Source organism: Streptomyces alanosinicus (assembly GCF_014650595.1).
Taxonomy (GTDB): domain Bacteria; phylum Actinomycetota; class Actinomycetes; order Streptomycetales; family Streptomycetaceae; genus Streptomyces; species Streptomyces alanosinicus.
The window spans coordinates 129,899-152,757 of the sequence record NZ_BMVG01000007.1 but is presented as its reverse complement, the minus strand read 5'-3'; the positions used below and the strand labels follow the sequence as shown (position 1 = coordinate 152,757).

19 protein-coding genes are annotated in these 22,859 nt (G+C 72.2%); 9 read left to right on the top strand and 10 right to left on the bottom strand.

Features of this window, described 5'->3' with window-relative positions:
• Window positions 1-101: 101 nt before the first annotated feature.
• On the bottom strand, window positions 102-2,405 hold the full coding sequence (locus IE277_RS17850; protein WP_189953550.1) for an ABC transporter family substrate-binding protein: 2,304 nt from the start codon (window positions 2,403-2,405) through the stop codon (window positions 102-104).
• Between the two features lie 289 nt (window positions 2,406-2,694).
• Here IE277_RS17850 and IE277_RS17845 point away from each other — a divergent pair, with 289 nt between their 5' ends.
• The 4 genes from IE277_RS17845 to IE277_RS17830 are packed head-to-tail and all read left to right on the top strand — an operon-like array spanning window position 2,695 to window position 6,596.
• Window positions 2,695-2,985 (top strand): Rv0250c family protein, encoded by a 291-nt coding sequence (locus tag IE277_RS17845; protein WP_189953548.1) that lies wholly within the window; start codon window positions 2,695-2,697, stop codon window positions 2,983-2,985.
• 28 nt (window positions 2,986-3,013) lie between these two features.
• Window positions 3,014-3,835, top strand: coding sequence for a succinate dehydrogenase subunit SdhC (gene sdhC, locus IE277_RS17840; protein WP_189953547.1), 822 nt, complete (start codon window positions 3,014-3,016; stop codon window positions 3,833-3,835).
• A gap of 14 nt (window positions 3,836-3,849) precedes the next feature.
• Window positions 3,850-5,829, top strand: coding sequence for a fumarate reductase/succinate dehydrogenase flavoprotein subunit (locus tag IE277_RS17835; RefSeq protein ID WP_189953545.1), 1,980 nt, complete (start codon window positions 3,850-3,852; stop codon window positions 5,827-5,829).
• Window positions 5,826-6,596: a succinate dehydrogenase/fumarate reductase iron-sulfur subunit gene (locus IE277_RS17830; protein ID WP_189953543.1), complete on the top strand. Its 771-nt coding sequence runs from the start codon at window positions 5,826-5,828 to the stop codon at window positions 6,594-6,596. Before IE277_RS17835 ends, IE277_RS17830 begins: the two co-directional genes overlap by 4 nt.
• 109 nt (window positions 6,597-6,705) lie before the next feature.
• Here the strand turns inward: IE277_RS17830 and IE277_RS17825 are convergent, their stop codons facing one another.
• The gene (locus IE277_RS17825; protein WP_189953541.1) at window positions 6,706-8,121 is read right to left on the bottom strand and encodes a hypothetical protein; all 1,416 of its coding nucleotides are present in this window, start codon (window positions 8,119-8,121) and stop codon (window positions 6,706-6,708) included.
• Between the two features lie 175 nt (window positions 8,122-8,296).
• On the opposite strand from IE277_RS17825, the gene IE277_RS17820 reads away from it, so the two are divergent.
• Window positions 8,297-9,883, top strand: coding sequence for a hypothetical protein (locus IE277_RS17820; RefSeq protein WP_229881717.1), 1,587 nt, complete (start codon window positions 8,297-8,299; stop codon window positions 9,881-9,883).
• 76 nt (window positions 9,884-9,959) lie between these two features.
• Here the strand turns inward: IE277_RS17820 and IE277_RS17815 are convergent, their stop codons facing one another.
• The 5 genes from IE277_RS17815 to IE277_RS17795 form a co-directional block, all read right to left on the bottom strand.
• Window positions 9,960-12,545: a SpoIIE family protein phosphatase gene (locus tag IE277_RS17815; protein ID WP_189953539.1), complete on the bottom strand. Its 2,586-nt coding sequence runs from the start codon at window positions 12,543-12,545 to the stop codon at window positions 9,960-9,962.
• A 270-nt stretch (window positions 12,546-12,815) separates the two neighbouring features.
• Window positions 12,816-13,244 (bottom strand): ATP-binding protein, encoded by a 429-nt coding sequence (locus tag IE277_RS17810; RefSeq protein ID WP_189953538.1) that lies wholly within the window; start codon window positions 13,242-13,244, stop codon window positions 12,816-12,818.
• Between the two features lie 99 nt (window positions 13,245-13,343).
• Window positions 13,344-13,754, bottom strand: coding sequence for a (deoxy)nucleoside triphosphate pyrophosphohydrolase (locus IE277_RS17805; protein WP_189953897.1), 411 nt, complete (start codon window positions 13,752-13,754; stop codon window positions 13,344-13,346).
• A 58-nt stretch (window positions 13,755-13,812) separates the two neighbouring features.
• The gene (locus tag IE277_RS17800) at window positions 13,813-14,037 is read right to left on the bottom strand and encodes an SPOR domain-containing protein (RefSeq protein WP_268252578.1); all 225 of its coding nucleotides are present in this window, start codon (window positions 14,035-14,037) and stop codon (window positions 13,813-13,815) included.
• Between the two features lie 415 nt (window positions 14,038-14,452).
• On the bottom strand, window positions 14,453-15,205 hold the full coding sequence (locus tag IE277_RS17795; RefSeq protein ID WP_189953534.1) for a GntR family transcriptional regulator: 753 nt from the start codon (window positions 15,203-15,205) through the stop codon (window positions 14,453-14,455).
• A gap of 279 nt (window positions 15,206-15,484) precedes the next feature.
• On the opposite strand from IE277_RS17795, the gene IE277_RS17790 reads away from it, so the two are divergent.
• The gene (locus tag IE277_RS17790; protein WP_229881715.1) at window positions 15,485-16,711 is read left to right on the top strand and encodes a serpin family protein; all 1,227 of its coding nucleotides are present in this window, start codon (window positions 15,485-15,487) and stop codon (window positions 16,709-16,711) included.
• Here IE277_RS17790 and IE277_RS17785 read toward each other — a convergent pair.
• A complete protein-coding gene (locus tag IE277_RS17785; protein WP_189953893.1) occupies window positions 16,674-17,114 on the bottom strand; it encodes a MarR family winged helix-turn-helix transcriptional regulator in 441 nt (146 codons plus the stop codon). The genes IE277_RS17790 and IE277_RS17785 overlap by 38 nt on opposite strands.
• Before the next feature lie 188 nt (window positions 17,115-17,302).
• Here IE277_RS17785 and IE277_RS17780 point away from each other — a divergent pair, with 188 nt between their 5' ends.
• The 3 genes from IE277_RS17780 (at window position 17,303) to IE277_RS17770 (ending at window position 21,198) form a co-directional block, all read left to right on the top strand.
• Complete coding sequence (locus IE277_RS17780; protein WP_189953532.1) at window positions 17,303-18,286, top strand: SMP-30/gluconolactonase/LRE family protein; 984 nt, start codon at window positions 17,303-17,305, stop codon at window positions 18,284-18,286.
• 313 nt (window positions 18,287-18,599) lie between these two features.
• Window positions 18,600-19,982, top strand: a complete 1,383-nt coding sequence (locus IE277_RS17775; RefSeq protein ID WP_189953529.1) for a family 2B encapsulin nanocompartment shell protein — start codon at window positions 18,600-18,602, stop codon at window positions 19,980-19,982.
• The gene (locus IE277_RS17770; RefSeq protein WP_189953527.1) at window positions 19,969-21,198 is read left to right on the top strand and encodes a cysteine desulfurase; all 1,230 of its coding nucleotides are present in this window, start codon (window positions 19,969-19,971) and stop codon (window positions 21,196-21,198) included. The genes IE277_RS17775 and IE277_RS17770 overlap by 14 nt, the downstream gene beginning before the upstream one ends.
• Window positions 21,199-21,277: 79 nt before the next feature.
• Here IE277_RS17770 and IE277_RS17765 read toward each other — a convergent pair whose 3' ends face one another.
• Together IE277_RS17765 and IE277_RS17760 are read right to left on the bottom strand one after the other, a co-directional pair.
• On the bottom strand, window positions 21,278-21,418 hold the full coding sequence (locus IE277_RS17765; protein ID WP_189953525.1) for a hypothetical protein: 141 nt from the start codon (window positions 21,416-21,418) through the stop codon (window positions 21,278-21,280).
• Complete coding sequence (locus IE277_RS17760) at window positions 21,415-22,851, bottom strand: DUF418 domain-containing protein (RefSeq protein WP_308433392.1); 1,437 nt, start codon at window positions 22,849-22,851, stop codon at window positions 21,415-21,417. Before IE277_RS17760 ends, IE277_RS17765 begins: the two co-directional genes overlap by 4 nt.
• Window positions 22,852-22,859 lie beyond the last annotated feature (8 nt).

Sequence of the window (22,859 nt, the reverse complement as noted above, 5' to 3'; positions counted from 1 at the left end):
GTACGTCCGTGTGACGCGGGCCTGCCGGGCTTGACACGCCACGGCCTCACCCCATGTTACGTGCCCTCCACGACAAGGGCTCGCTGGGGCGCTCCCGGGCCTCAGTTCCCGGTCGGGGAGGCGGAGACCTTCGCGCCCTTGCGCAGGAAACCCATGTCCTCGTACACCGGCGTCTGGAAACCGAATGCCCCCACGTTGACCAGGGCCTTTCGCACCGCCACCAGCTGGGGCCGCTGATACAGCGGGATCGATCCCGCCGCCGCCCAGATCCGCGCGTCCGCCTTGCGGATCAGCGAGACCGCCTCGCCCTCGTCCAGCGTCGAGGCGGCCTCGTCGAAGAGCTGGTCGACCTGGTCGGTCCCGACCCGGGTGTAGTTCTGCTCGACGTTCACCGAGCCGTCCGCGGCCGGCACCGGCTTCGCGAAGACCGGCCGGTCGTCCGTCGCCGGGAACGCGGAGGACGGCCACGAGTACAGCGCGAGGTCGTAGTCGCCGGAGGCGATGTGGTCCTTGAAGTAGCTCTCGTCCGAGACCCTGGTGATCGTCGTGCGGATACCGAGCCGCTCCAGCATGGCCGAGATCCGCTCGGCGACCGAGTCCAGCGTCTCGGAGCCGGAGCCGGACGGGAGCACGAAGCGCAGCGTGAGTGCCTTGCCGTCCTTGGCGAGCGGGGCCGCCGGGGCGGCGGCCGGGGCGGCCGTGCCCTTGGGGGCGTAGGCGCCGGGCGCGCCCCCGTGCCTGCCCTGCCGCGCCAGGTGCCGGTCGCCCTCGTCGTCCCGGCCGCCGGTCCTGTCCTCGCCGCGCCTGCCGTCCCCGTTCTTCCCGCCCCCGCCGTTCTTGTCGTCCTCGCCGACGATGTACTCGCCGTCCCTGCCGCCGTCGGACTTGTCCTCCTCGCCCTGCGGCTCGTTCTCGTTGCCTTCCCGCTCGCTCTCGGCGCCGGCCGCCTTCTCGCCCTTCTTCTGCCCCTTGACCGGGCCCTTCTGCTCCTTGACCGGGCCGCCGGACACCCAGCCGGCGTCGGCGAGCAGCGACTGCGCCCCCTTGGTGTCCAGTCCGCCGGCCGCGCCGCTGTTGTCGGCGTAGGCGGCCTGCCCGGACAGGGCGAGATGGCTGCCGACCGGGACGGCGGGCAGCCCCAGCGGGGTGAGCACCAGCCGGGCCAGCTCCTGGCGGTCCAGGGCGCGGGCGACGGCCCGGCGGACCCGCTCGTCGGCGAGGGGGCCCTCGGAGCCGTTGAGGGCGAGCTGGGTGTAGGCGGGCTCCAGCGACCTGCGGACCTCGACATCGCGCAGCGCCTGCTGCTCGTCCAGGTAGTCGGCGATCGCCTTGCGCAGCGTCGTCCGGCCCGCCTTCGCCGGGTCGGCCGCGACGTCGTGTTCGAGCGCCCAGGCGCGCAGCTTCTTCACGGACGCCCGGCCGGAGCCCTGCAGCGGGCTCTGGGTGGCATGGGCGGCGAGCCCGATCCGCCGGGCGTCGGCGGGGTCGACATCGGCGACGTCCACGGTGCCGGCGGCGAGCGCCGCGGCCCGCCTGTCGCGCGGTACGGCGTGCAGCACCAGCTCGGTCAGTCTGGCGGGCCTGCCCCACCAGCGCGGATTGCGGGTGAGGACGACGTCCTTGTTGGCGGTGTCGATCTTGTCGACCGTGAAGGGTCCTGCGGTGACCTTCAGCTTGCGGCGGGCCTCGTCGTTGAAGGCGTCCGGGGTGCCCATGACGTCCTTCGGGTACAGCGGGGAGAACAGTGCCTTCCAGTCGGCGTAGGGGCGGGAGAAGGTGACCCGGACCTGGAGGTCGCTGGCGCCGCGCTCGATCTTCTCGATGCGGTCGTAGCCGGCGTTACGGGCGGTCCAGTAGGCGCTGTTCTTCCCGGACAGGGCGCGCCACTGGGCGAGGAAGTCGGCGGCCCCGATCTCCCGGCCGTCGCTCCAGACGGCCTGCTGGTTCAGCTTGTACAGCACGACCTGGCGGGGCTCGGTCTCGATGACCTTGGCCGACTCCAGGTAGGCGGGGTTGGGCACCGGCCGGCCCTCGGCGTCCAGCCGGAACATGGACGGCAGTACGGCCTGGGCGACGCGGTTGGTGCCGGCGTCGGCGTCGGCCTGGAAGGCGTTGAGGGTCTCGGGGACGGCGTCGACGGCCCACTTCAGGCTGCCGCCCTCGGTGACCAGTTCCCGGGCGGCCGGGACGATGTCCTGCCCGGCGAGCGGCTTCGAGGCCCCGTCGTCGTCCGAGCCGCAGCCGGCGAGGAACGGCACGGCGAGCACACCCGCGGTCAGGAAGGCCACCGAGCGCGTCACGCTCCGCCGCGAGCGGCCCGCGGGAAGGTGCCGCGCCGCGCCGTCCGTGGCACGCGGCACCCGGCCTGCTGTGACCGCGTGAGGGCCGGCGCCGTCGTGGGACATCTCTGCTACCTCCGGGAAGCCGCGGGCGTTATGATCACGTTTGGCGGTATATGGAGCTGATCAGATCTATGCGGCCCACTGAAGAGGAAAGGATCCGGCAACAGCGGGCGACACGGCGATGACAGGGGGTAACCCCACCCATGTGGCGCAACACCACCGGTGATGCGCCAGTACGCCTCCGCCAATCGCTGCACATGCCTTCACATCGGCAGGTGCGGCGCGCAACACTCCAAGGCGCATGAACGTTGCCGCCCAGGGCCCGCCGGACCCGCGGAAGTGAGGGCAAGTCATGTCCGTGCACGACGACATCACCTCGGTCCAGCGCTGTCTCGACGATCTGCACCGGTCGCTGGGACGTCTGGAGCACCAGATCGGCAGCGGCGGCCTGGAGATGCGCCGCGTCCGAATGGACGCCGACCATCTGCGCGAGAGCGTGGCGCTGCTGCGCGAGGCGGCCGCCACACCGGACGCACCCCGCCGCCCCGACCTCGTCACCATCTCCGACACGCCCTACGACATCAGTCTGTGGACGGACTCGGACGACGAGGGACTGGGCGCCCGCGACCGCCGCGCTCCCTGAACCGACCCGAACCGACCGGAGTCAACCCTTGGCCACTGGTACGGAACCCCAACAGAACAGCGGCGGCGTACGCACCGGTACGCGCGCCGCGATCGCCGCCCCGCATCTGCGGACCGACCGCTGGTGGCTGGCGCCCGCCGTCACCGCGGCCGGTCTGTTCGCCTTCGTCGTCTACTCGACCTGGCGGGCCTTCTCCAACGCGCACTACTACGCGGCGCCGTACGTCTCGCCGTTCTACTCGCCGTGCCTGGCGCAGAACTGCCGGACCATGCACGCCGGCCCGAACGCCGACCTCTTCGGGAGCTGGTGGGGCATCTCGCCCGCGATCATCATCCTGATCTTCCCGCTCGGCTTCCGGCTGACCTGCTACTACTACCGCAAGGCGTACTACCGCAGCTTCTGGGCGTCGCCGCCCGCCTGCGCGGTGGCCGAGCCGCACCAGAAGTACACCGGTGAGACCCGCTTCCCGCTGATCCTGCAGAACGTCCACCGGTACTTCTTCTACTTCGCCCTGCTGGTCGCCGGAGTGCTGACCTACGACACGGTGCTGTCCTTCCGCGACACCCACTACCGGTGGGGCCACATGGGCCTGGGCACCCTGGTCTTCCTGGTCAACATCGTGCTGATCTGGGCGTACACGATCTCGTGCCACTCCTGCCGGCACATCGTCGGCGGCAAGCTCAAGCACTTCTCCAAACACCCCGTGCGGTACAAGGCCTGGCAGTTCGTCGGCCGGCTCAACACCCGCCACATGCAGCTGGCCTGGGCGTCGCTGCTGAGCGTGGCGCTCGCCGACTTCTACGTCTATCTGGTCGCGTCCGGGGTCTTCGACGATCCGCGCTTCTTCTAGTGAGGAACTGATTGATGTCCGTGGTGGACCGGCAGGAGTGGGACGTCGTCGTGGTCGGTGCGGGCGGCGCCGGGCTGCGGGCCGCGATCGAGGCGCGGGAGCGGGGCGCCCGTACGGCGGTGATCTGCAAGTCGTTGTTCGGCAAGGCGCACACGGTGATGGCCGAGGGCGGCATCGCCGCGGCCATGGCCAACGTCAACGAACACGACAACTGGCAGGTCCACTTCCGTGACACCCTGCGCGGCGGCAAGTTCCTCAACCAGTGGCGGATGGCCGAGCTGCACGCGCAGGAGGCCCCGGACCGGGTGTGGGAGCTGGAGACCTGGGGCGCCCTGTTCGACCGTACGAAGGACGGCCGGATCTCCCAGCGCAACTTCGGCGGCCACGAGTACCCGCGCCTCGCCCACGTCGGCGACCGCACGGGCCTGGAGCTGATCCGCACGCTCCAGCAGAAGATCGTCGCCCTCCAGCAGGAGGACTTCAAGGAGACCGGGGACCACGAGTCCCGGCTGAAGGTCTTCCAGGAGTGCACGGTCACCAGGATCCTGAAGGACGGCGAGCGAAGCGAGATGGGGGTCCCCCCGGCCGAAGGCTGGGGGAAGGTCTCCGGGGTCTTCGCCTACGACCGCGAGTCCGGCCGGTTCTTCGTCCTCGAGGCCCCCGCCGTGGTCCTCGCGACCGGCGGGATCGGCAAGTCCTTCAAGGTGACCTCCAACTCCTGGGAGTACACCGGCGACGGACACGCCCTCGCGCTGCTGGCCGGGGCACCGCTGCTGAACATGGAGTTCGTGCAGTTCCATCCGACGGGCATGGTCTGGCCGCCGTCGGTGAAGGGCATCCTCGTCACCGAGTCGGTGCGCGGCGACGGCGGGGTCCTGCGGAACTCCGAGGGCAGGCGGTTCATGTTCGACTACATCCCGGACGTCTTCAAGGAGAAGTACGCCGAGTCGGAGGAGGAGGGCGACCGGTGGTACGAGGACCCGGACCACAACCGCCGGCCGCCCGAACTGCTCCCCCGCGACGAGGTGGCCCGCGCCATCAACGCCGAGGTGAAGGCGGGCCGCGGCTCCCCGCACGGCGGGGTCTTCCTGGATGTGTCCACGCGCATGCCCCCGGAGGTCGTCCGACGCCGGCTGCCCTCCATGTACCACCAGTTCAAGGAGCTGGCGGACGTCGACATCACGGCCGAGGCGATGGAGGTCGGGCCGACCTGTCACTACGTGATGGGCGGGATCGCGGTCGACTCCGACACGGCGGCGGCGCGCGGTGTGCCGGGGCTGTTCGCGGCCGGTGAGGTGGCCGGCGGTATGCACGGCTCCAACCGGCTCGGCGGCAACTCCCTGTCGGACCTGCTGGTGTTCGGCCGCCGCGCGGGCGGGCACGCGGCGGAGTACGCCCAGGCCCACGAGCGCCCGGCGGTGGACGACGCCCAGGTCGACACGGCCGCCGCCGAGGCCCTGCGCCCCTTCTCCGCGGAGCCGGAGCGGGCGCGGGAGGGCGGCGAGGCGGGCCCGCCGGAGAACCCGTACACCCTGCACCAGGAACTCCAGCAGACCATGAACGACCTGGTCGGCATCATCCGCCGCGAGGGCGAGATGGAGCAGGCCCTGCACAAGCTCGGCGAGCTGCGCGTGCGGGCCCGCCGGGCCGGGGTCGAGGGCCACCGCCAGTTCAACCCCGGCTGGCATCTGGCGCTGGACCTGCGCAACATGCTGCTGGTCAGCGAGTGTGTGGCGCGGGCCGCGCTGGAGCGCACCGAGTCGCGCGGCGGCCACACCCGCGAGGACCACCCGACGATGGACCGCGCCTGGCGCAATGTGAACCTGCTCTGCGCGCTCGCCGACCCCGCCGGCGCCCTCGCGGTGACCGACCCCGGCCGCGGCCAGATCCGCCTCACCCGCGAGAACACCGAACCCATCCGCCCGGACCTGCTCGCCCTCTTCGAGAAGGAGGAGCTGGTCAAGTACCTCGCCGAAGAGGAGCTGTACGAGTGAGCAGCTACGAGGCCCGCTTCAAGGTGTGGCGGGGTGATGTCGAGGGCGGTGGCCTTCAGGACTTCACGGTCGAGGTCCACGACGGCGAGGTGGTCCTGGACATCATCCACCGCCTCCAGGCGACCCAGACCCCCGACCTGGCCGTGCGCTGGAACTGCAAGGCCGGCAAGTGCGGTTCGTGCTCGGCGGAGATCAACGGCCGCCCCCGGCTGATGTGCATGACCCGCATGTCGGTGTTCACGCGCGAGGAGACCATCACGGTCACCCCGCTGCGCACCTTCCCGGTGATCCGGGACCTGGTGACCGACGTCGGCTTCAACTACCAGAAGGCCAGGGAGGTCCCGGCGTTCGTGCCGCCGGCGGGGCTCGGCCCCGGGCAGTACCGGATGATGCAGGAGGACGTGGACCGCTCGCAGGAGTTCCGCAAGTGCATCGAGTGTTTCCTGTGCCAGGACACCTGCCATGTCGTCCGCGACCACGAGGAGAACAAGACCGCTTTCGCGGGCCCGCGCTTCCTGATGCGGGTCGCCGAACTCGATATGCACCCGCTGGACGCGGCGGCCGAATCCGGCCTGGACCGGGGGCGCTCGGCCCAGGACGACCACGGCCTCGGCTACTGCAACATCACCAAGTGCTGCACGGAGGTCTGTCCCGAGGGCATCCGCATCACGGACAACGCCCTGATCCCGATGAAGGAGCGGGCGGTCGACCGCAAGTACGACCCGCTGGTGTGGCTGGGCTCGAAGATCAGGAGGCGGACGACGTAGTACCGCGGCCGGGGCTCCGGGCCGGCCACCGAAAGGCCCAGCCGCTGAAGGCCCAGCCCGCGCCCATTCTTCCGGACCGGGGCTTCCGGTCCAGGTCATCAGGTCCGGGTCACGCCGGTGCGAAGACGAACAGGCCCGCCCCCGTGCCGACGTAGCCGTAACCGGTGGCGGCGTCGACGGAGGGGATGCTCTCCTCGGGCAGGTTCTTCGCCAGCACCTTCTTCGTCCGGGTGTCCACCGCGATGCCGGTGTTCGTGGCGCTCCCGTCGTCCGTCACCCCGTACAGCACCGACCCGTCGGCCGTGAAGCGGACCGGGTCCAGGGCGTGTTCGCCGTCCTGCTGCTCCCACAGCCGCTTGCCGTCGGCGGTCTGCCACACGGCGGTGCCGGGGAAGTCCTCGAACTTGACCACGTCCCGGGCGGCGAGGTTGCCGGAGGGCGAGAACAGCACCTCCTGCGCGCCCTTGTACGAGGTGAGGAGCGCCCCGCTCTTCAGGTCGTACCAGGCATCGATCCAGCCACCGGAGGAGAGGGAGACGCCGGCCTTCCAGCCGACGAGGACCTTGCCGTCGGCGATCCGCAGGATACGGATCTCCTCGCTCTTCGGGTGGCCCTTGTCGTCCAGTTCCACGCCTGGGGGGATCTTCGCGCCGGCGGTGCTCCACACCTGCTTGCCGGTGGCGAGTTCGCTGAGCGTGACCTGCTCGGGGTCGGTCTGGTAGTCGCTGGCGTTCAGGAAGCCCGCGTAGTAGTCGCCGCTGATGAGCGGGGCATGGGCGACCGAGGCGTCGGCCGTGCCGCTCTCGGCGTCGTAGGTGCAGCTGGCGGCGGTGCCGGTGCAGGTGACCGTGCGCGACGGGCCGCCGTCGACGGGCGTGAGGCGGAGGGTGTCGTCGGCCTCCGCGACGCGGTAGCCGTCCAGCAGGGTGCCCCGCTTGTACGAGGGGACCTTGGCGAGTTCGCGGCCGTCGGCGCCGTACAGGGTCGCCGTGGTGGTGGTCTTCGCCTCGGTGAGGCCGTCGGACTCACTGGTCGCGGAGGTGGTCACGGCCACGGCGGGGGCGCCGTGGTGCCAGGTGACCGCCTCGACCGTCCTGGCCCGCACCTTCCGCGACGTGCGGACGGCACCGGTCTTCACGTCGCGGAACTCCAGCGTGAGGGGATCGTCCTCCTCGGCGGAGTACAGCACACCCTCGGTGAGCCCGCCCGAGCTCGCGTAGTGACCCCGCGCGTCCTTGGCCAGCAGCAGGGTGGAGCCGAGGTCGAGGACGCCGGGTGCCGAGGTGCCCTCGCCCCGCAGGCTCCAGGCGGGCCGGGCGGTGAAGCCGGGCAGCGCGGGCCCTCGGTAGGCGGGCCCCTTCGCGGCGCCCTCGGCTGCCGGGTCGGGCGCCGTCGTACCACCGCCGGCCGTATCACCGTCGGCCGTACCGCCACCGCCGCCGCAACCGGTCAGCAGCGCCAGGGCCAGCGACATCCCGACGACCGCGCCGCGCGCCCGCGGACGTATCCCGCTCCTGTGGTTCACAGAGCTCTCCCCCGTGTTCATGACATGACCGGGGGTGATCTTAACGGAATGACGATCTTCCTTTGGCCATGGACGGCCTTGCTCCGCCGTCCATTCCTGACCCCCTGTCCGTCTCGTCCCCCACCCGTATCCGTTCCGCTCGCGAAGGCGCCTACCTGCCCATACGCTCCGAAATGTGACCTCCTCCCTGATCCGCGTCCGGCCCCGGCGCGCCACGGCGCGCATATGTGCGTGGGTGGCGCGTGCCGTGCTCGGTGCCGTGATCGGGGCCGGGTGGCTGCTGTCGGCGGCGGGGCCGGCCGGGGCGCGGGATCCGGTCCCGGTGGCGTCCGCCGCCTCCGTGTCGGAGCAGGGCGGGGGGTCGACCGCCGACCTCGTGCTGCCCCTCGTCGCGGGGGTCGCGGCCTTGGTGCTGGCCGGATACGGCTATCTGCGCCGCACCCGCCGTGCCCGCACCCGCACCACCCCCGGAACCGTCTCCGTGGCCCCGCCGACCCCCACCGCGGCCGACTTCGAGCGCCAGGCCCGCTCGGCGCTGGTTCTGGCCGACGACTGTGTCCGCACGAGCCGGGAGGAACTCTCCTTCGTCCAGGAGAGGTTCACGGACACCGAGACCAAGACCGAGACGGAGCCCCTGGTCCACGCCCTGCGGGCCGCCGAGACCGAGCTGGCGGCCGCGTTCGCGATCTGGCGGCGGTACGAGGAGGGGCTGCCGGAGGATCCGGATGCCCGGCGCCAGACGCTGGTGGGGGTGGTCGGCCGGTGTGCGGAGGCGGGGCGCCGGCTGGACGCGGAGGCACCGGCCCTGGACCGGCTCCGCGATCTGGCCGGAGAGGGCCTGCGCCCGGCCCTGGAGACCGCCGAGACCCGCTTCCGCGACCTGACCGCCCGGACGGTCGCCGCACAGGACACGCTGGAGGCGCTGCACGAGCGGTACGCCCGCTCGGCCGCCGAGCCGGTCACCGGCTGGCTCGAACAGGCCAAGGACCGGCTGGTGTTCGCCACCGTCCGCCTCAACGAGGCCCGCCAGGCGGCCGACGCGGAGCAGACAGGGGGCACGGACGAGACGGGCGCGGGAGGCTCGGGGGCCTCGGCGGGCGAGACGGAGAAGGCCGGGGAGGCCGGGGACGCCGGGAAGACGGCACGGGCCGCGGGACTGCTGCGCGCCGGCGAGACCGCGGTGGCCCAGGCCACGGCGCTCGTCGGCGCGGTGGAACGCCTCGCGGCGGAACTGCGGGAGGCGGCCGACCTGGTACCGGCCGCGCTGACCGGCGCGGAGGCGAAGCTCGCGGAGGCCCGGCAGGGACGGACGCGGGCCCATCTGACCACCGGTGACCTGCACGCACGGCTGGCTCACGCGAACGGCGTGCTGGCCGCCGTACGGGAGGAGCTGACCTCGGGGCCGTACGACCCGCTGGACGCCCTGCGCCGGATCACCCGGGCCGTGGAACGCCTGGACGTGGGCCACTCAGGCGTCCTGGACAGCGCCGCGCGGCTCGCGGCCCGGAGTTCCGTCGCCGGGACGGAGGACTTCGTCACGGTGCACCGGGCGGCGGTGGGCCCCGAGGCCCGTTCGCAACTGGCGGCGGCGGAACGGGCGCTGGGCACGGGGGACTCCACCCGGGCCGATGCCGAGTCCCGGGCGGCCCGGGACACAGCCGAACGCGACGTACGGGCCCATGGCAACGCGTCGGCGGACACCGACCCCGACACGTCCCCGAGCTACGGCGGCCCCCAGACCCGGACCCGCCTCGCCACATGACCGCGTCTGCCTCCGCCTTCTGACTCCACCTGAACCAATTTGCACGATGGTCGGCGAGTACCAGACCTGAGCGGCGTCAGAACAGGCTGAGCAGGGCCTCCGCCGGGTCGGTGAGGGACTCGCCGCCCGGCAGGGGCAGTTCGAACCAGACCGTCTTGCCGCGAGGCGTCCGGCGGGAGCCCCAGGCCGCGCTGAGCAGGCCCACCAGCTGCAGCCCCCGGCCGCCCTCGTCGGTGTCGCGGGCGCGGCGGCGCCTGGGCTGGACCAGGCCCGAGTCCCAGACCTCGCAGACCAGGGTGCGGTCCAGGAGGAGCCGTAGCCGGATCTCGCCCTCGCCGTACCGCAGGGCGTTGGTGACCAGTTCGCTGACCAGGAGTTCCGTCGTGTCGACCAGGGGTTCCAGGTCCCAGCTCAGCAACTGGGCACGGGCGTACTCCCGGGCCCGGCCCACGCTGCGGGGTTCGCGTGGCAGCGTCCAGTCGCCGACGGAGTCGGCCGGCAGCCCCTGCACCCGGGCCATCAGCAGGGCGATGTCGTCCTCGCCGTGGTGGGTGTCGAGGGTGTTGAGGATGTGGTCGCAGACGTCCTCCAGGGGGCTGGAGGGGTCCGTCAGTGCGCCCACGAAGGCTTGCAGGCCCTCGTCCAGGGGATGGTCGCGGGATTCGACCAGGCCGTCCGTGTAGAGGGCCAGCAGCGCGCCCTCCGGCAGTTCGACCTCGACCTCCTCGAAGGGTTCGCCGCCCACCCCGAGCGGCATGCCGGGCGGCACGTCCAGCATCAGGGCCGCCTCGCCGGGTTCGACCAGCACCGGGGGCAGATGGCCGGCGTTGGCGAACGTACAGCGTCTGGTGACGGAGTCGTACACGGCGTAGACGCAGGTCGCCAGGTAGACCTCGGAGAGGTCGGCGTCGCGGGGCTGGCGGGCCGTGCGGGTGGCCTGCTGGACGCCGCCCGGGGTGCCGAGGCCGCGCGCGATCTCGTCCAGCGCGGAGAGGACCTCGGCCGGTTCGAGATCGAGGAGCGCCAATGTCCTTACGGCGGTGCGGAGTTCGCCCATCGCGACCGCCGCTCGCAGACCCCGGCCCATCACGTCGCCCACCACCAGCGCCGTGCGGTGGCCGGGCAGTTCGATCACGTCGAACCAGTCGCCGCCGACCTCGGTCGCCGCGTTGCCGGGGAGATAGCGGCAGGCGATGTCCAGGCCGGAGGCCTCGGGGTCGCCCGGCGGCAGCAGGGAGCGCTGGAGGATCAGGGCGCGTTCGTGTTCCCTGCGGTACAGGCGTGCGTTGTCGATGCACACGGCCGCGCGTGCGGCCAGCTCCACCGCCAGGTCCCGGTCGCGGTCGCCGAACGGCTCGCTGCCCTTGGTGCGGGCGAAGCGGGCGAGGCCGACGACGGTGTCGTGGGCGACCATCGGCACCGCCAGCGTGGACTGCACGAGGCTGCCGTCCTCCGCGGGGACGTGCTGCGGGCGGGCGGTGCGCAGGGCGTCCGCGCAGGGCGAGTTGAAGGGGAAGTGGTGGACCGCGCCGACCGCGACGGGGTCGGCGGAGCCGGTGAAGGGGACGTCCGAGACGGCGCTCGCGAAGGCGACTCGGCGCAGTTCGGCGCTGCCGTCGGTGAGGCCGGGCGGGGTCTCGTCGCCGGTGAGCAGGCCCTGGTAGAGGTCGACGGTGGCGAGGTCGCAGAAGCCGGGGACGACGACGTCGAGGAGTTCCCGGGCGGTGGTCTCCAGGTCGAGGGAGTTCCCTATGCGGGCGCCGGCCTCGTTGAGCAGGGCGAGGTTGCGCCGGGCGTTGGCGGCCTCGCGGGCGGCGGCCCGGCGGGCGGTGATGTCGGTGCCGAGCCAGGCGATGCCGATGGGCCGGCCGCTGCCGCTGTGCACGCGGTAGAGGTTGATGGACCAGTGCCGGCGTTCCTCGGAGCCGGGGACATGGCCCGTGACATGCATGTCGGTGATGGACTGGCCGGATTCCAGCACCCGCCGCAGGGTGGCCGAGACCCGCTCGGCCTCGGGGCGCGGCAGATAGTCCTGCACTCCCTTGCCCCGGTGGTCGTCCGGGGTGCCGCCGAAGATGGAGGCGAACCGCTCGTTGGCCCGACGGACCCTCAGATCGACGTCGATCAGCAGGAACCCGAACGGGGACTGGCCGAAGATGGCCTGGGAGGCGGCCAGGTCGGTCTCGATGCTGCGCAGGGTGCGGACGTCCACGACGATGCAGACGGCGGCGTGGTCGCCCTCGGCGGTCCGGGTGGGCATGACGTAGACCTCGGCCAGGCCCTCCTCGCCGCGGGTGCCGTCGGCCTCGTCCGGCATCCGGAAGGGTACGACCCCGGTCCACTCCCGTCCGTCGAGGATCTCGGCCATCTTGCGCTGACCGCGCTCGCGCAGATCGGGGTCGATGAAGGCCTCTATGGGATCCATGCCGACGGCGCGTGCGGCGGGGATGCCGAAGAGCTGCTCGGCGCGCAGGCTCCACTGGTCGACCAGCCCGCCGGGGCCGATGGAGAAGGACGCGACCTTGATGTAGTCGTAGATCGAACCGGGCGGACTGCTCTGCCACATGGCGTCGCCGGGTGCCGCGGTGGCCTCCGCGGCCTGGTTCCTCGCGCCGTCCGACGGGTCCTCCGACTCCGTGGCCTTCGCTGGTATCTCGCTCACGCGAACCGTCCCCTCCAGCTCACCGCGCCCGGCACCGGTCACCAGGGGCGGCTGCCCGCAGTATCCAGCACTACGGTGCCGCACGACACGGTGTTCACGATCACAGCTCGGTCCAGATGATTTCAGGACCGTTCCGCGACAACACTTCCACTCTTCTAACCAGGGAACACGCCCTCGAATCACGCGGGCCGAGGCCGGCCACGCGCCCGGGGCGCACAGGGGACCCGTCAGCGCCTGCCGTACACCCCCTGCTCCCCTGGTGCTTCCGGCTCACCCCGGCACCGCCAGCTCGAACCAGACGGTCTTTCCGCACGTTCCGGGCCGGGTGCCCCAGCGGCGCGAGGAGCCCGCGACCAGCTGCAGACCGCGGCCGCTCTCGTCCTCGTCGCGGGCGACGCGTTCACGCGGCGGGTCGGGGAGCGGGTCGGACACCTCCACCAGCAGGGTGTCGTCGAGGTCCGCGGGACGGACGAGCCGTACGCCGATGGGTCCGGTGGCATGCCGCAGCGAGTTGGTGACCAACTCGCTGACCAGCAGCGCCGCGAGGTCGGCGAGACAGTCGAGGTCCCAGCCGTGCAGTTGTCCGCGGACGGCCACGCGTGCGGTGCGCACGGCGCCCGGTTCCGCGGGAAAGGTCCACTCGGCGCAGTCGCCATCGGTGTCGATCACGCCGATCACTTCCCAGGCCAGCGAGTCCACCCATGTCCGGTTTCGTGGGGTTAATGGGCACATACCCGATATCCCGGGGGCAGTACCGCGCGGGAGGGCGCACTGTGGCACGAACGGCGTATGCGGGGCTCAGCGACCGGCGGCGGTGAGCCGGGGTGCGACGTCACGGACCGCGGGGACGTCCTGGTCCAGCCAGGGCACGTCCCAGAGTTCGGCGGGGGTGAGCCAGCGCAGCTCGTCATGGTCCTGGAGCGGCCGGGGCGCGGGGGAGCCGGGGCGCAGCCGGGCGGTCCACACCCGCAGGACGTACGGCGCCCGCAGGGGCCACTGGCCGGGCACGCGCTCGACCGGGTCGGCGTCGATGCCGAGTTCCTCGCGCAGTTCACGCACGAGGGCGTCCTCGGGTCGCTCGCCGGGCTCGACCTTGCCGCCGGGCAGCTCCCAGCGGCCGGCCAGGTCGGCGGGGGCGCTGCGGCGCGCGGCGAGCAGGCGGCCTCCGTCGAGCAGGGCGGCTCCCACCACCACGATCGGGTCGGCCATGGGTGTCATGGGCGTCGTGGGCGTCATGGAGCGGAGCCTACGGGAGTGTGTGGCGCGGTCAGTTGCGGCTGCCGTCCCCGTTCTGACCGATGCGCTCGACCCAGTAGAGCTGTTTGTGGCCCCGGTCGTCGAGGCTGTCGGCGATCTTCTGGGCCTCGGCCCGGGTCGCGTACCGGCCGACGCGGTAGCGATTGCCGTTGTCGTCCTGGCGTATCACGATCCAGGGCAGGGAGACCGTCCCCTCACTCATGTCCCCCACCGCCCGCGCAGCTCCTTCTCGCACCGCCCCACTCTCCCCCACGCTCGACTGCTCCCCCTAAGGAAACCGCAATCCGCATATGCCCGAGCGTACGCCCAACCTTTACGCAGCGAATACGCCTTTTCACAAAGAGGTACGCAACCAGCCAGAACACCGGGGGCGCACGGGAGTGAACGCGCCGTCGTGAGCGCAGCTGTCCCGAGTCGGGGGCATACCGGAGTGACCCATGGTCACCTGGGAAAACGGCCGGATTGCGGCGGCCGCCCACTCCTCGGCGAAGGCCACGCCAGCGAGGTCCACCGCCCTGCGGGGCGCCAGGGTGTGCGCTACCTCACCCGGCGGGCGCCCGTTTCCGCCCGCAGACGCACGGGTCACGCGCCAGGAGCGCGACGGCCACACCCGCGAGGCCCCGGTCCCCGCCCGCACCCGGGAGCGGACGTCACTTCACCGGCAGGTGGTACGCGACCCGGTAGCGGTCGGCCGGGATGACCACGTCGGCGGTCTCCACCGGGCGGCCGGAGGCGTAGTAGGTGCGCTGGACGACGATGACCACATGGCCGGGTACGCCGCCGAGCACATGCAGTTCCTCGGCGAGTCCGGGGCGGGCCCCTACCTCCTCGGTGACGTTGTCCACGATGACGTCGATGGCGCGCATGCGCTCGACCACGCCCATGCCGCCGAGCGGTCCCTCCTCGGGCAGCATCACCGGGGTGCGGCCGGTGACGGCGAGGGGCTCCCAGGACGTGGAGAGCATCATCGGCTCACCCGCCTCCCGGTACAGGTACTTGGTGCGCATGACCCGGTCGCCGAGCTGGATCGCCAGCCGCTCGGCGAGGACGGCCCCGGCCTCGGCCTGCTCGCTGCTGGACTCCCAGGTGCCGCGCACCGAGGCGTCGGCCTGCTCCTGCCGGAAGGGCGTGGCCCCGGCGGCCGGCCGGTACCCCGAGCGGGCCACCCGGCGGGGCACGGGCCGCTCGCGCACATATGTCCCGGAGCCGGAACGGCCCTCGACCAGGCCCTCGGCCATCAGCACCTTGCGGGCCTCCAGCGCGACCGTGTCCGAGACGCCGTACTCCTCGCGGATGCGGGCCTGGGACGGCAGCCGGGTGTGGGGCGGCAGTGAACCGTCGACGATCTTCTTGCGGAGATCACCCGCGACACGCAGGTACGCCGGCTGCTCACCGAAAGTCACTGGCCGCTCCCATCAGGTTGTACAGACAGCAACAGCCTGGCAACCGTGGGTTGTGCCATGCAAGCAAAGGCCAGAGAATCACTCGATGTGATGACATGGCGCCTGGGCAGGCTTTACCCAGGCACTTTCTCCCCCGTACAGGTGCACTCACACCTGAACCCGGCTCCGCTCACCCCGGAACGAGGCCCGGTACCGTGCTCCTGGACGGGGGACGATCCGCCACCGGTCCCGGCACACCCGGACGGGGAGTCGCATGAACAACGCGTGGGAGAGCGACGAGTGAGCAAGGTGAGCGCCGAGACGGTCCGCCGGGTGAACGGGCTGACGGCCCGTTGGGCGCAGGCCCTGCCCGAGGGCACGGTCTACTCCGCGCCCGGGGTCTGGCCGCTGCTGGCCTTTCTGGCGGACGGCGCGGCGGGCCCGGCGCGGACGGAGCTGGCGGCGGCGCTGGGCGTGCCGGCCGAGCAGGCGGCGGGCGCGGCACGGGAGTTGCTGGCGGCGCTCGCCGCGGTCTCCGGTCTGGACGCGGCGCTCGGCCTGTGGACGCACGAGGGGCTGACGCTGCGCGAGGAGTGGCGGGCCGGGGTGCCGGCGGGGACCTACGGGGTGTTCGGGGACGACCTCGTCACCGCGCAGGAGCGGCTGGACGCCTGGGCGGCCGAGCGGACCGGCGGACTCGTCGAGCGCATGCCGGTGGCGCTGACCCGGGACGCGCGGATGGTGCTGGCGAGCGCCCTCGCGCTGCACACGACCTGGCGGCAGCCGTTCGACGAGCGGCCGCTGCGGCCGGACACCGGCCCCTGGCAGGGCCGTACCCTGCGCGGGCTGCACCGGCGCGGCCCACGGCCGGACCGGGTGGGCGTGACGGGCACGCCGGACGGTTACGTCACGGCGCTGACGGTGCCCGGTGACAACGGCATCGACGTGCATCTGGTGCTCGGCGAGGAGCACATGACGCCGGGTCAGGTGCTGGCCGCCGGGGTCGGGATCGTGGAGCGCACGCTCGCCCTCACCGGGGGCGGGGCGCTGCCGCACGGGCACGTGGGGCCGGGTCTGTGGGTGGAGCAGCAGCCGGCCATGGCGCCGCAGCCGCTGTCGCTTGATGTGCGGACGGTGGCGTACGAGGTGCGCGCCGACCACGATCTGCTGGCGCTGGCCCCGCTGTTCGGCCTGACGGCGGCCACGGACGCCCGGCACGCCCACTTCCCCGGCATCAGCGGCTACCCGCTCGCCATCGGGGCCGCCCAGCAGTCGGCGCTGGCACGGTTCGGCCCGCTGGGGTTCCGGGCGGCGGCGGTGACGGCCGTCGTGACGGCACCGGGCGGCGCGCCGCCGCAGGTCCGCTACGACTACGAGTCCACGGTCGTCCGGGCCGTCTTCGACCGGCCCTTCGGCTTCTTCGCCGTCGACCGCGAGTCCCGGCTGGTGCTGGTGGCGGGCTGGGTGACGGATCCGGCGCCGGAGCCCGTCATGAGCTTCCCGGGCGCTGTTCCTCCAGGACTCTGACGCAGCGGGCGATCAGCCCGGTGAGGGCGTCCCGCTCGGCCGCGGTGAACTCCGCGGCGAGGGCCCGCTCGACGCGCACGGCGGAGGTGTCGGCCTTCTTGAGGACGGCCCGGCCCTCGTCCGTGAGGCGGGTCTCCAGGACGTTCCTGTGCCACTCGTGCGGGCTGCGGGTGATCAGTTCGCGGTCCTGGAGGTTCTTCAGGACCGTGTTCATGGTCGGCGGGGTGACCCCGCACAGCCGGGCGAGGGCGGCGGCGGAGATGCCGGGGTTCTCGTCGAGGTGCAGCAGCGCCGCGTACTGGGCGACGGTCAGGCCCGCCGGCTTCAGGACCGCCGCCTTCGTCGCGTTGAGGGCCTGCTCGGCCCGCTTCAGGTGGGAGCCGAGGCGCTCGGACGCGGGCATGGAGGTCACCCGGACCACATTAACGCCTTGGCCATTGACGCCTCGGCCCGGATGAACACCCCGACGGAGGTCAATGCACGTGCGGAGATCAACGCACGTGCGGAGATTAATACACTGGCGATGATTAGAGTTCTAATCTAGGTTTGCATACGTCACATAGTGAGCAGCCGAACCGAGAGGCACCCGCCGTGTCCCGTTCGATCCATCGCCGCACCTTCCTGACCGGGGCCGCCGCCGCGGCCGTCGCCGTCGCCGCACCCAGGGCGACCGCGGCCACCGGCCCGCGCATCTCCACCGCCTTCACCCTCCCCGACGACCGCGCCTACCCCGAGGGCATCGCCCTGGACCCCCGCACGGGCGACGCGTACGTCGGCTCCTTCACCACCGGCGCCGTCTACCGCGCCGCCGCCGGCAGCCGCGCCGCCGAGGTCTTCCTGCCGGCCGGCTCGGACGGCCGTACGACGGCCAACGGGCTGAAGGCCGACCGGGCGGGCCGGCTGTGGGTCATCGACCACACCGCCGGGATCGACGTGTACGACCTGGACGACCGCACCCTGCTCGCCCGCTTCGAGATACCGGCGGGCGGGCAGCACTTCCTGAACGACCTCGTGATCACCCCGGACGGCACGGCCTACGCCACCGACAGCGTCCGGCCGTTGGTCTACCGGATCACCCCGGCCGACCTGGCCCGCGCCCGCGGCGGCCGGGCACCCCTGGCCGCCCGCTTCGACCTGAGCGGAGCGATCCCTCCGCGCGCGCCGGACGCCTACGCCCTGAACGGCATCACCGCCGACCCCACCGGACGCCGGCTGTTCGTCGTCGACATGACCGGCGGCGGCCTGTACCGGGTCGATGTGACCGACGGCTCGGTGCGCCAAGTGGCCCTGCACGGCGGCGACCTGACGCACGGCGACGGACTGGAACTGTCCCATCGCACCCTGTGGGCCGCCCACAACCTGAGCAACACCCTGACCCGCTGGCGGCTCTCGCCCGACGGCGGCGCGGCCCGGCTGACCCGCACCCTGACCGACCCCGCCCTGCAGATCCCCACCACCCTGGCCCACACCCCCCGCGGCCTGCTCGTCGTCCGCTCCCAGTTCGACAAGGGCGGCCCGATGGGACCGGGCACACCGACGCCGCCGTTCACGGTGGCACGGGTGACGGGCCTATGACCGGCACATGACGGACATATGCGGGCGCGATAATCACCCCTTTGGGATTCACAAAGCATTCATATGAGATGAAATTCGGTCCTCTACGGACGATTCAGGGATACGACCACCTCCACCCGGACAGGGATCCCCTGCCGCCCTCGCCCACCGCGACCTGCGACGACACACGCCGCCCGGGCTTGCTTGCGATTTCTACAATCCGGGCAAAAGCGAGGATTCCTGCCATGGGCAGATAAATCCACACTTGTGGCCGACCGGACGGCAGGAAGACGATCGCTCCTCGTTCCCACCCCCGACCTGGGAGGAGTTCGTCATGAGCGAGCAGCGGTTGAGTCTCGGCCCGGATGCCGCACGGCAACTCGCCAGCACCACCAAGACGCCTCCGCAGATGCGCGGCATCACGCCGCGCTATCTGCTGCGCGCGCTGCCCTGGGTGGACGTCGAGTCCGGCGTCTACCGGGTCAACCGGCGCCGTACGTACGTCCTCGGCGACGACCGCATCAGCACGACGGACGACGGCACGCCGTGTGTCGTCGCGGGCGACCTCCGCGAACTGCCGTATCTGCGCAAGGCGGACGACGCGCTGCTGGAGCAACTGGCCGGCGCGTTCACCCAGGTGACGTTCGGGCCGGGCGAGGTGCTGGCCCAGGAGGGCGCGCCCGCGGACCGGTTATGGGTGATGGTGCACGGGCGCGCGGAGAAGCTCGCGACCGGGCAGTACGGCGCGGACGCGCTCCTCGACGTCATCGGCGACGGTCAGTTCTTCGACCTCGGCGCGTGGACCCGCGCCGAGGTCATGCCGTACCGGGTGCAGGCCTCGACCGCCGGTGTCGCCCTCTGCCTGGACCGCGCGGTACTCACGCGGCTCGGCGAGCGGGACGAGACGCTGCGGGGCGCGGTGGACGCGTATGTCGCCGGCGCCGGTGTCATGGCCGGTGCCGAGGTCCCCGTGGACCTCACCGCGGGCCACGTCGGCGAGCCGGATCTGCCGGGGACGTTCGTCGACTACGAGGACACCCCCCGCGAGTACCACATGACGCTCGCACAGACCGTGCTGCGCGTGCACACCCGGGTCGCCGACCTCTACAACGGGCCGATCGACCAGACCCGGGCCCAGGCCAACCTCACCGTGCACGCACTGCGCGAGCGGCAGGAGGCCTCGATGCTGTACCACCCGGAGTCCGGGCTCTTCAACAACGTCGCCCCCGGGCAGCGCGTGCAGACCCGCACCGGCGCGCCGACCCCCGACGACCTCGACGAACTGCTGACACGGGTGTGGAAGCAGCCCGGGTACTTCGTCGCCCACCCCAAGGCGATCGCGGCGTTCGGCCGCGAATGTACGCGCCGGGGTGTGCCCCCGGTGATCGAGACCCGCTTCGGCAGCCCGCTGCTGACCTGGCGCGGGGTGCCGCTGCTGCCGTCGGACAAGGTGCGGTTCTCCGGCGGCGCGGGCGTGGGGACGACCGAGATCCTGCTGATGCGGCTGGGCGAGGCCGAGCAGGGTGTGGTGGGCCTGCGGCCGTCGAAGGTCGCCGACGAGGTCGAACCGGGCCTGGCGATGAAGAACATGGGCGTGGACCAGAAGGGCATCACGTCGTACCTGATGACGGCGTACTTCAACGCGGCGGTACTGGTGGAGGACGCGCTCGCGGTGCTCCAGAACGTCGAGGTGTCCAAGTACCATGACTACTCCTGACGTCGGCTTCTCGCCCGAAGCGGCCCGCCGGGACATACCGATCCTGCACCGGACGGTCAACGGCCACCCGCTCGTCTGGCTGGACAACGGCGCCACCACGCAGAAGCCCCGACAGGTCATCGAGGCCCTGACGGCGTTCTACGCCTGCGCCAACTCCAACATCCACCGGGGCGCGCACACCATGGCGCGCGAGGCGACGGAGATGTACGAGGCGGGCCGGGCCACGGTCGCACGGTTCCTGGGCGCGCCCTCGCCCGAGAGCATCGTCTTCGTCCGGGGCACGACCGAGGCCATCAACCTGGTCGCGCAGAGCTGGGGGCGCGCGGACCTCGGCCCCGGGGACGACATCCTCGTGCCGGTGCTGGAGCACCACGCGAACATCGTGCCCTGGCAGCGGGTCGCCGAGCAGACGCGGGCCCGCGTGGTGCCCGTACCCCTGCGGCCGGACGGCTCCATCGACCAGGACGCGTACGCCGATCTGCTCTCCATGCGGACCCGGCTCGTGGTCATCAGCCATGCCTCGAACGTCCTCGGCACCGTGCCACCGGTACGGGAGATGACGGCGCTGGCGCACCGCTACCAGGCGAGGGTGCTGGTGGACGGCGCACAGGCGGTGGCGCACTTCCCCGTCGACGTGACGGACCTGGACGCCGACTTCTACACCTTCTCCGGCCACAAGATCTACGCCCCCACCGGCATCGGCGCCCTGTACGCCAAGCCGGAGATCCTTGAGGCCATGGCGCCGTGGCAGGCGGGCGGCAACATGATCGAGTCGGTGAGCTTCGACCGTACGACGTACGCCCCGGTCCCGCACCGCTTCGAAGCCGGCACCGGGCATATCTCCGGTGTGGCCGGCCTGCTGGCCGCCCTGGACTGGCTCACGGCCTTCGACCGCACGGCGGTGGCGGACTACGAGACGCGGCTGACGGCCTATGCGCAACAGGCCCTGGCCCAGGTCCCGGGCCTGGAGCTGCTGGGCCCCGCGGCCGGGCGGATCGGCGTACTGACCTTCACCCTGCCCGGCCACACCCCGGGCGAGATCGCCGACCGGCTGGACGGCGACGGCATCGCCGTGCGGGCCGGCCACCACTGCGCCCAGCCGGCCCTGGCCCACTACGGCCTCGACTCGGCGGCCCGCGCGTCGCTGGCGCTGTACAACACGCGGGAGGAGGTGGACCGGCTGGTGGCCTCGCTGCTGGAGTTGCAGGCCGCCTGAGAACGGGCGCCCGTACGACCCCGGGGCGGGGGTCGTACGGGCGGTCCGCTCCGCCACGCCGGCTCCAGGGGGCCGGGGGTCAGTGGTGTCCGACGGCGACGGTGACGACGTGCTGCACCACGGCCGCGTACAGATCCGGGCGCAGGACGGCGAGGACACCGGCCGCCGCGGCCACGGCCAGCCACCACAGCTCCCCACGGCCCTGCGACGGGCGGCTCATCGCACCAGCTCCGCGGCCTTGGTGGCCCTGCCGAGCAGCCACTCCAGCGGCCCGCGCCGGAAGTGACGGGACCAGAGCGTCGCGAACACGGTGACCACGACGACGAAGCCGGCCAGGACGTACAGCGGGGAACCGGGCAGGTCCTCGATGCCGAGGAGGCGGATGCCGACGATGTGGAGGACGTACGCGGTCAGGGACATCGACCCGACCGCGATGACCGGGCGGGCGAGGCGGGCGAGGCCCGCGAAGGCGTCGACCGCCACGAGACAGACTGCCAGGACCGCGATCGCCACGCCGGCGTTGGCCAGGACCGAGAGGGTCGTCTCACTGTGCGGCGAGGCCACCAGCAGCGCGGCCGGGGTACTGCCGTCGGGATAGCCCCAGGTGTCGGACCACCAGGCCGACGCGGCCGAGCCGCCGTCGCGCCAGCCGACGGCGTTCAGCTTCGTCAGGGCGCCGGGTACCAGATGCAGGGCCAGCCAGGAGCCGCCGTAGCCCAGCACGGCGAGACACACGCCGGTGACCGCGAGACGGAGGCGGACGGCGCCGGCGGCCAGGTCGAGGCGGGCCACCGCCATACCGGCGATGACGAAGGGGAGCCAGGTCAGGGCCGGGTAACCGCCCGTGAAGAGAAGCGAGACGATGCCGTCGGCGTCCGAGGGCCAGGCCCAGACACCGGTGACGCCGTCCTCGGGGAGCGCGTGCTGGACGACGTACAGGACCTGCGGCAGCACCAGGGCACCGGCCGCGGCGATGACGGCCAGCGGGCGGGCGCCGAGCCGGTGCAGCGGCAGGACGAGCAGGAAGTACAGGCCGTAGAAGGCGAGGATCACCTCGACCGGGGTGCCGGTCATGGTCAGCGCCGTGCCCACCACCAGCAGGACGAGCGCCCGGATCACCACCTTGGCGACCGCCTGCCGGCCGGCCAGGCCGGTCTTCGGGGTACGGCGGCCGGTGATCAGCATGACCGAGAAGCCGGCGAGGAAGGCGAAGAGCGCGGAGGAACGGCCGTGCGCCAGTTCCATGAGATGCCCGGTGACGCCGCCATCGGACGGGTCGGGGCCGACATGGGCGGCGAACATCCCGAAGACCGCGAGGCCCCGCGCCAGATCCACACCGATCAGCCGGCCCGCCGCGACACGTCCGGTCGCGGTCGCCTGCGACGGGTTGTGCCGCACGGCCCGGGACGAGGGGTTCTCCGCGGCCAGGGAGGGGCTGGGCTGCACGGCCCGGGACGAGAGGTTCTCCGTGGCCAGGGACGGGCTGGGCTGCACCGCCCGGGACAAGGGATCCTTCGCGGCCTGGGACGGGAGGTTCCTGGCAGCCTGGGATGACGGGGGATTTTCCGCAGCCTGGGACGGTGAGTTCTCCGCGGCCCCGGACGGGGCGCCGACCGGAGTCGTGAGCGTCGGGTCGTCTGCGTTGTGGGTCATGGTTTCCA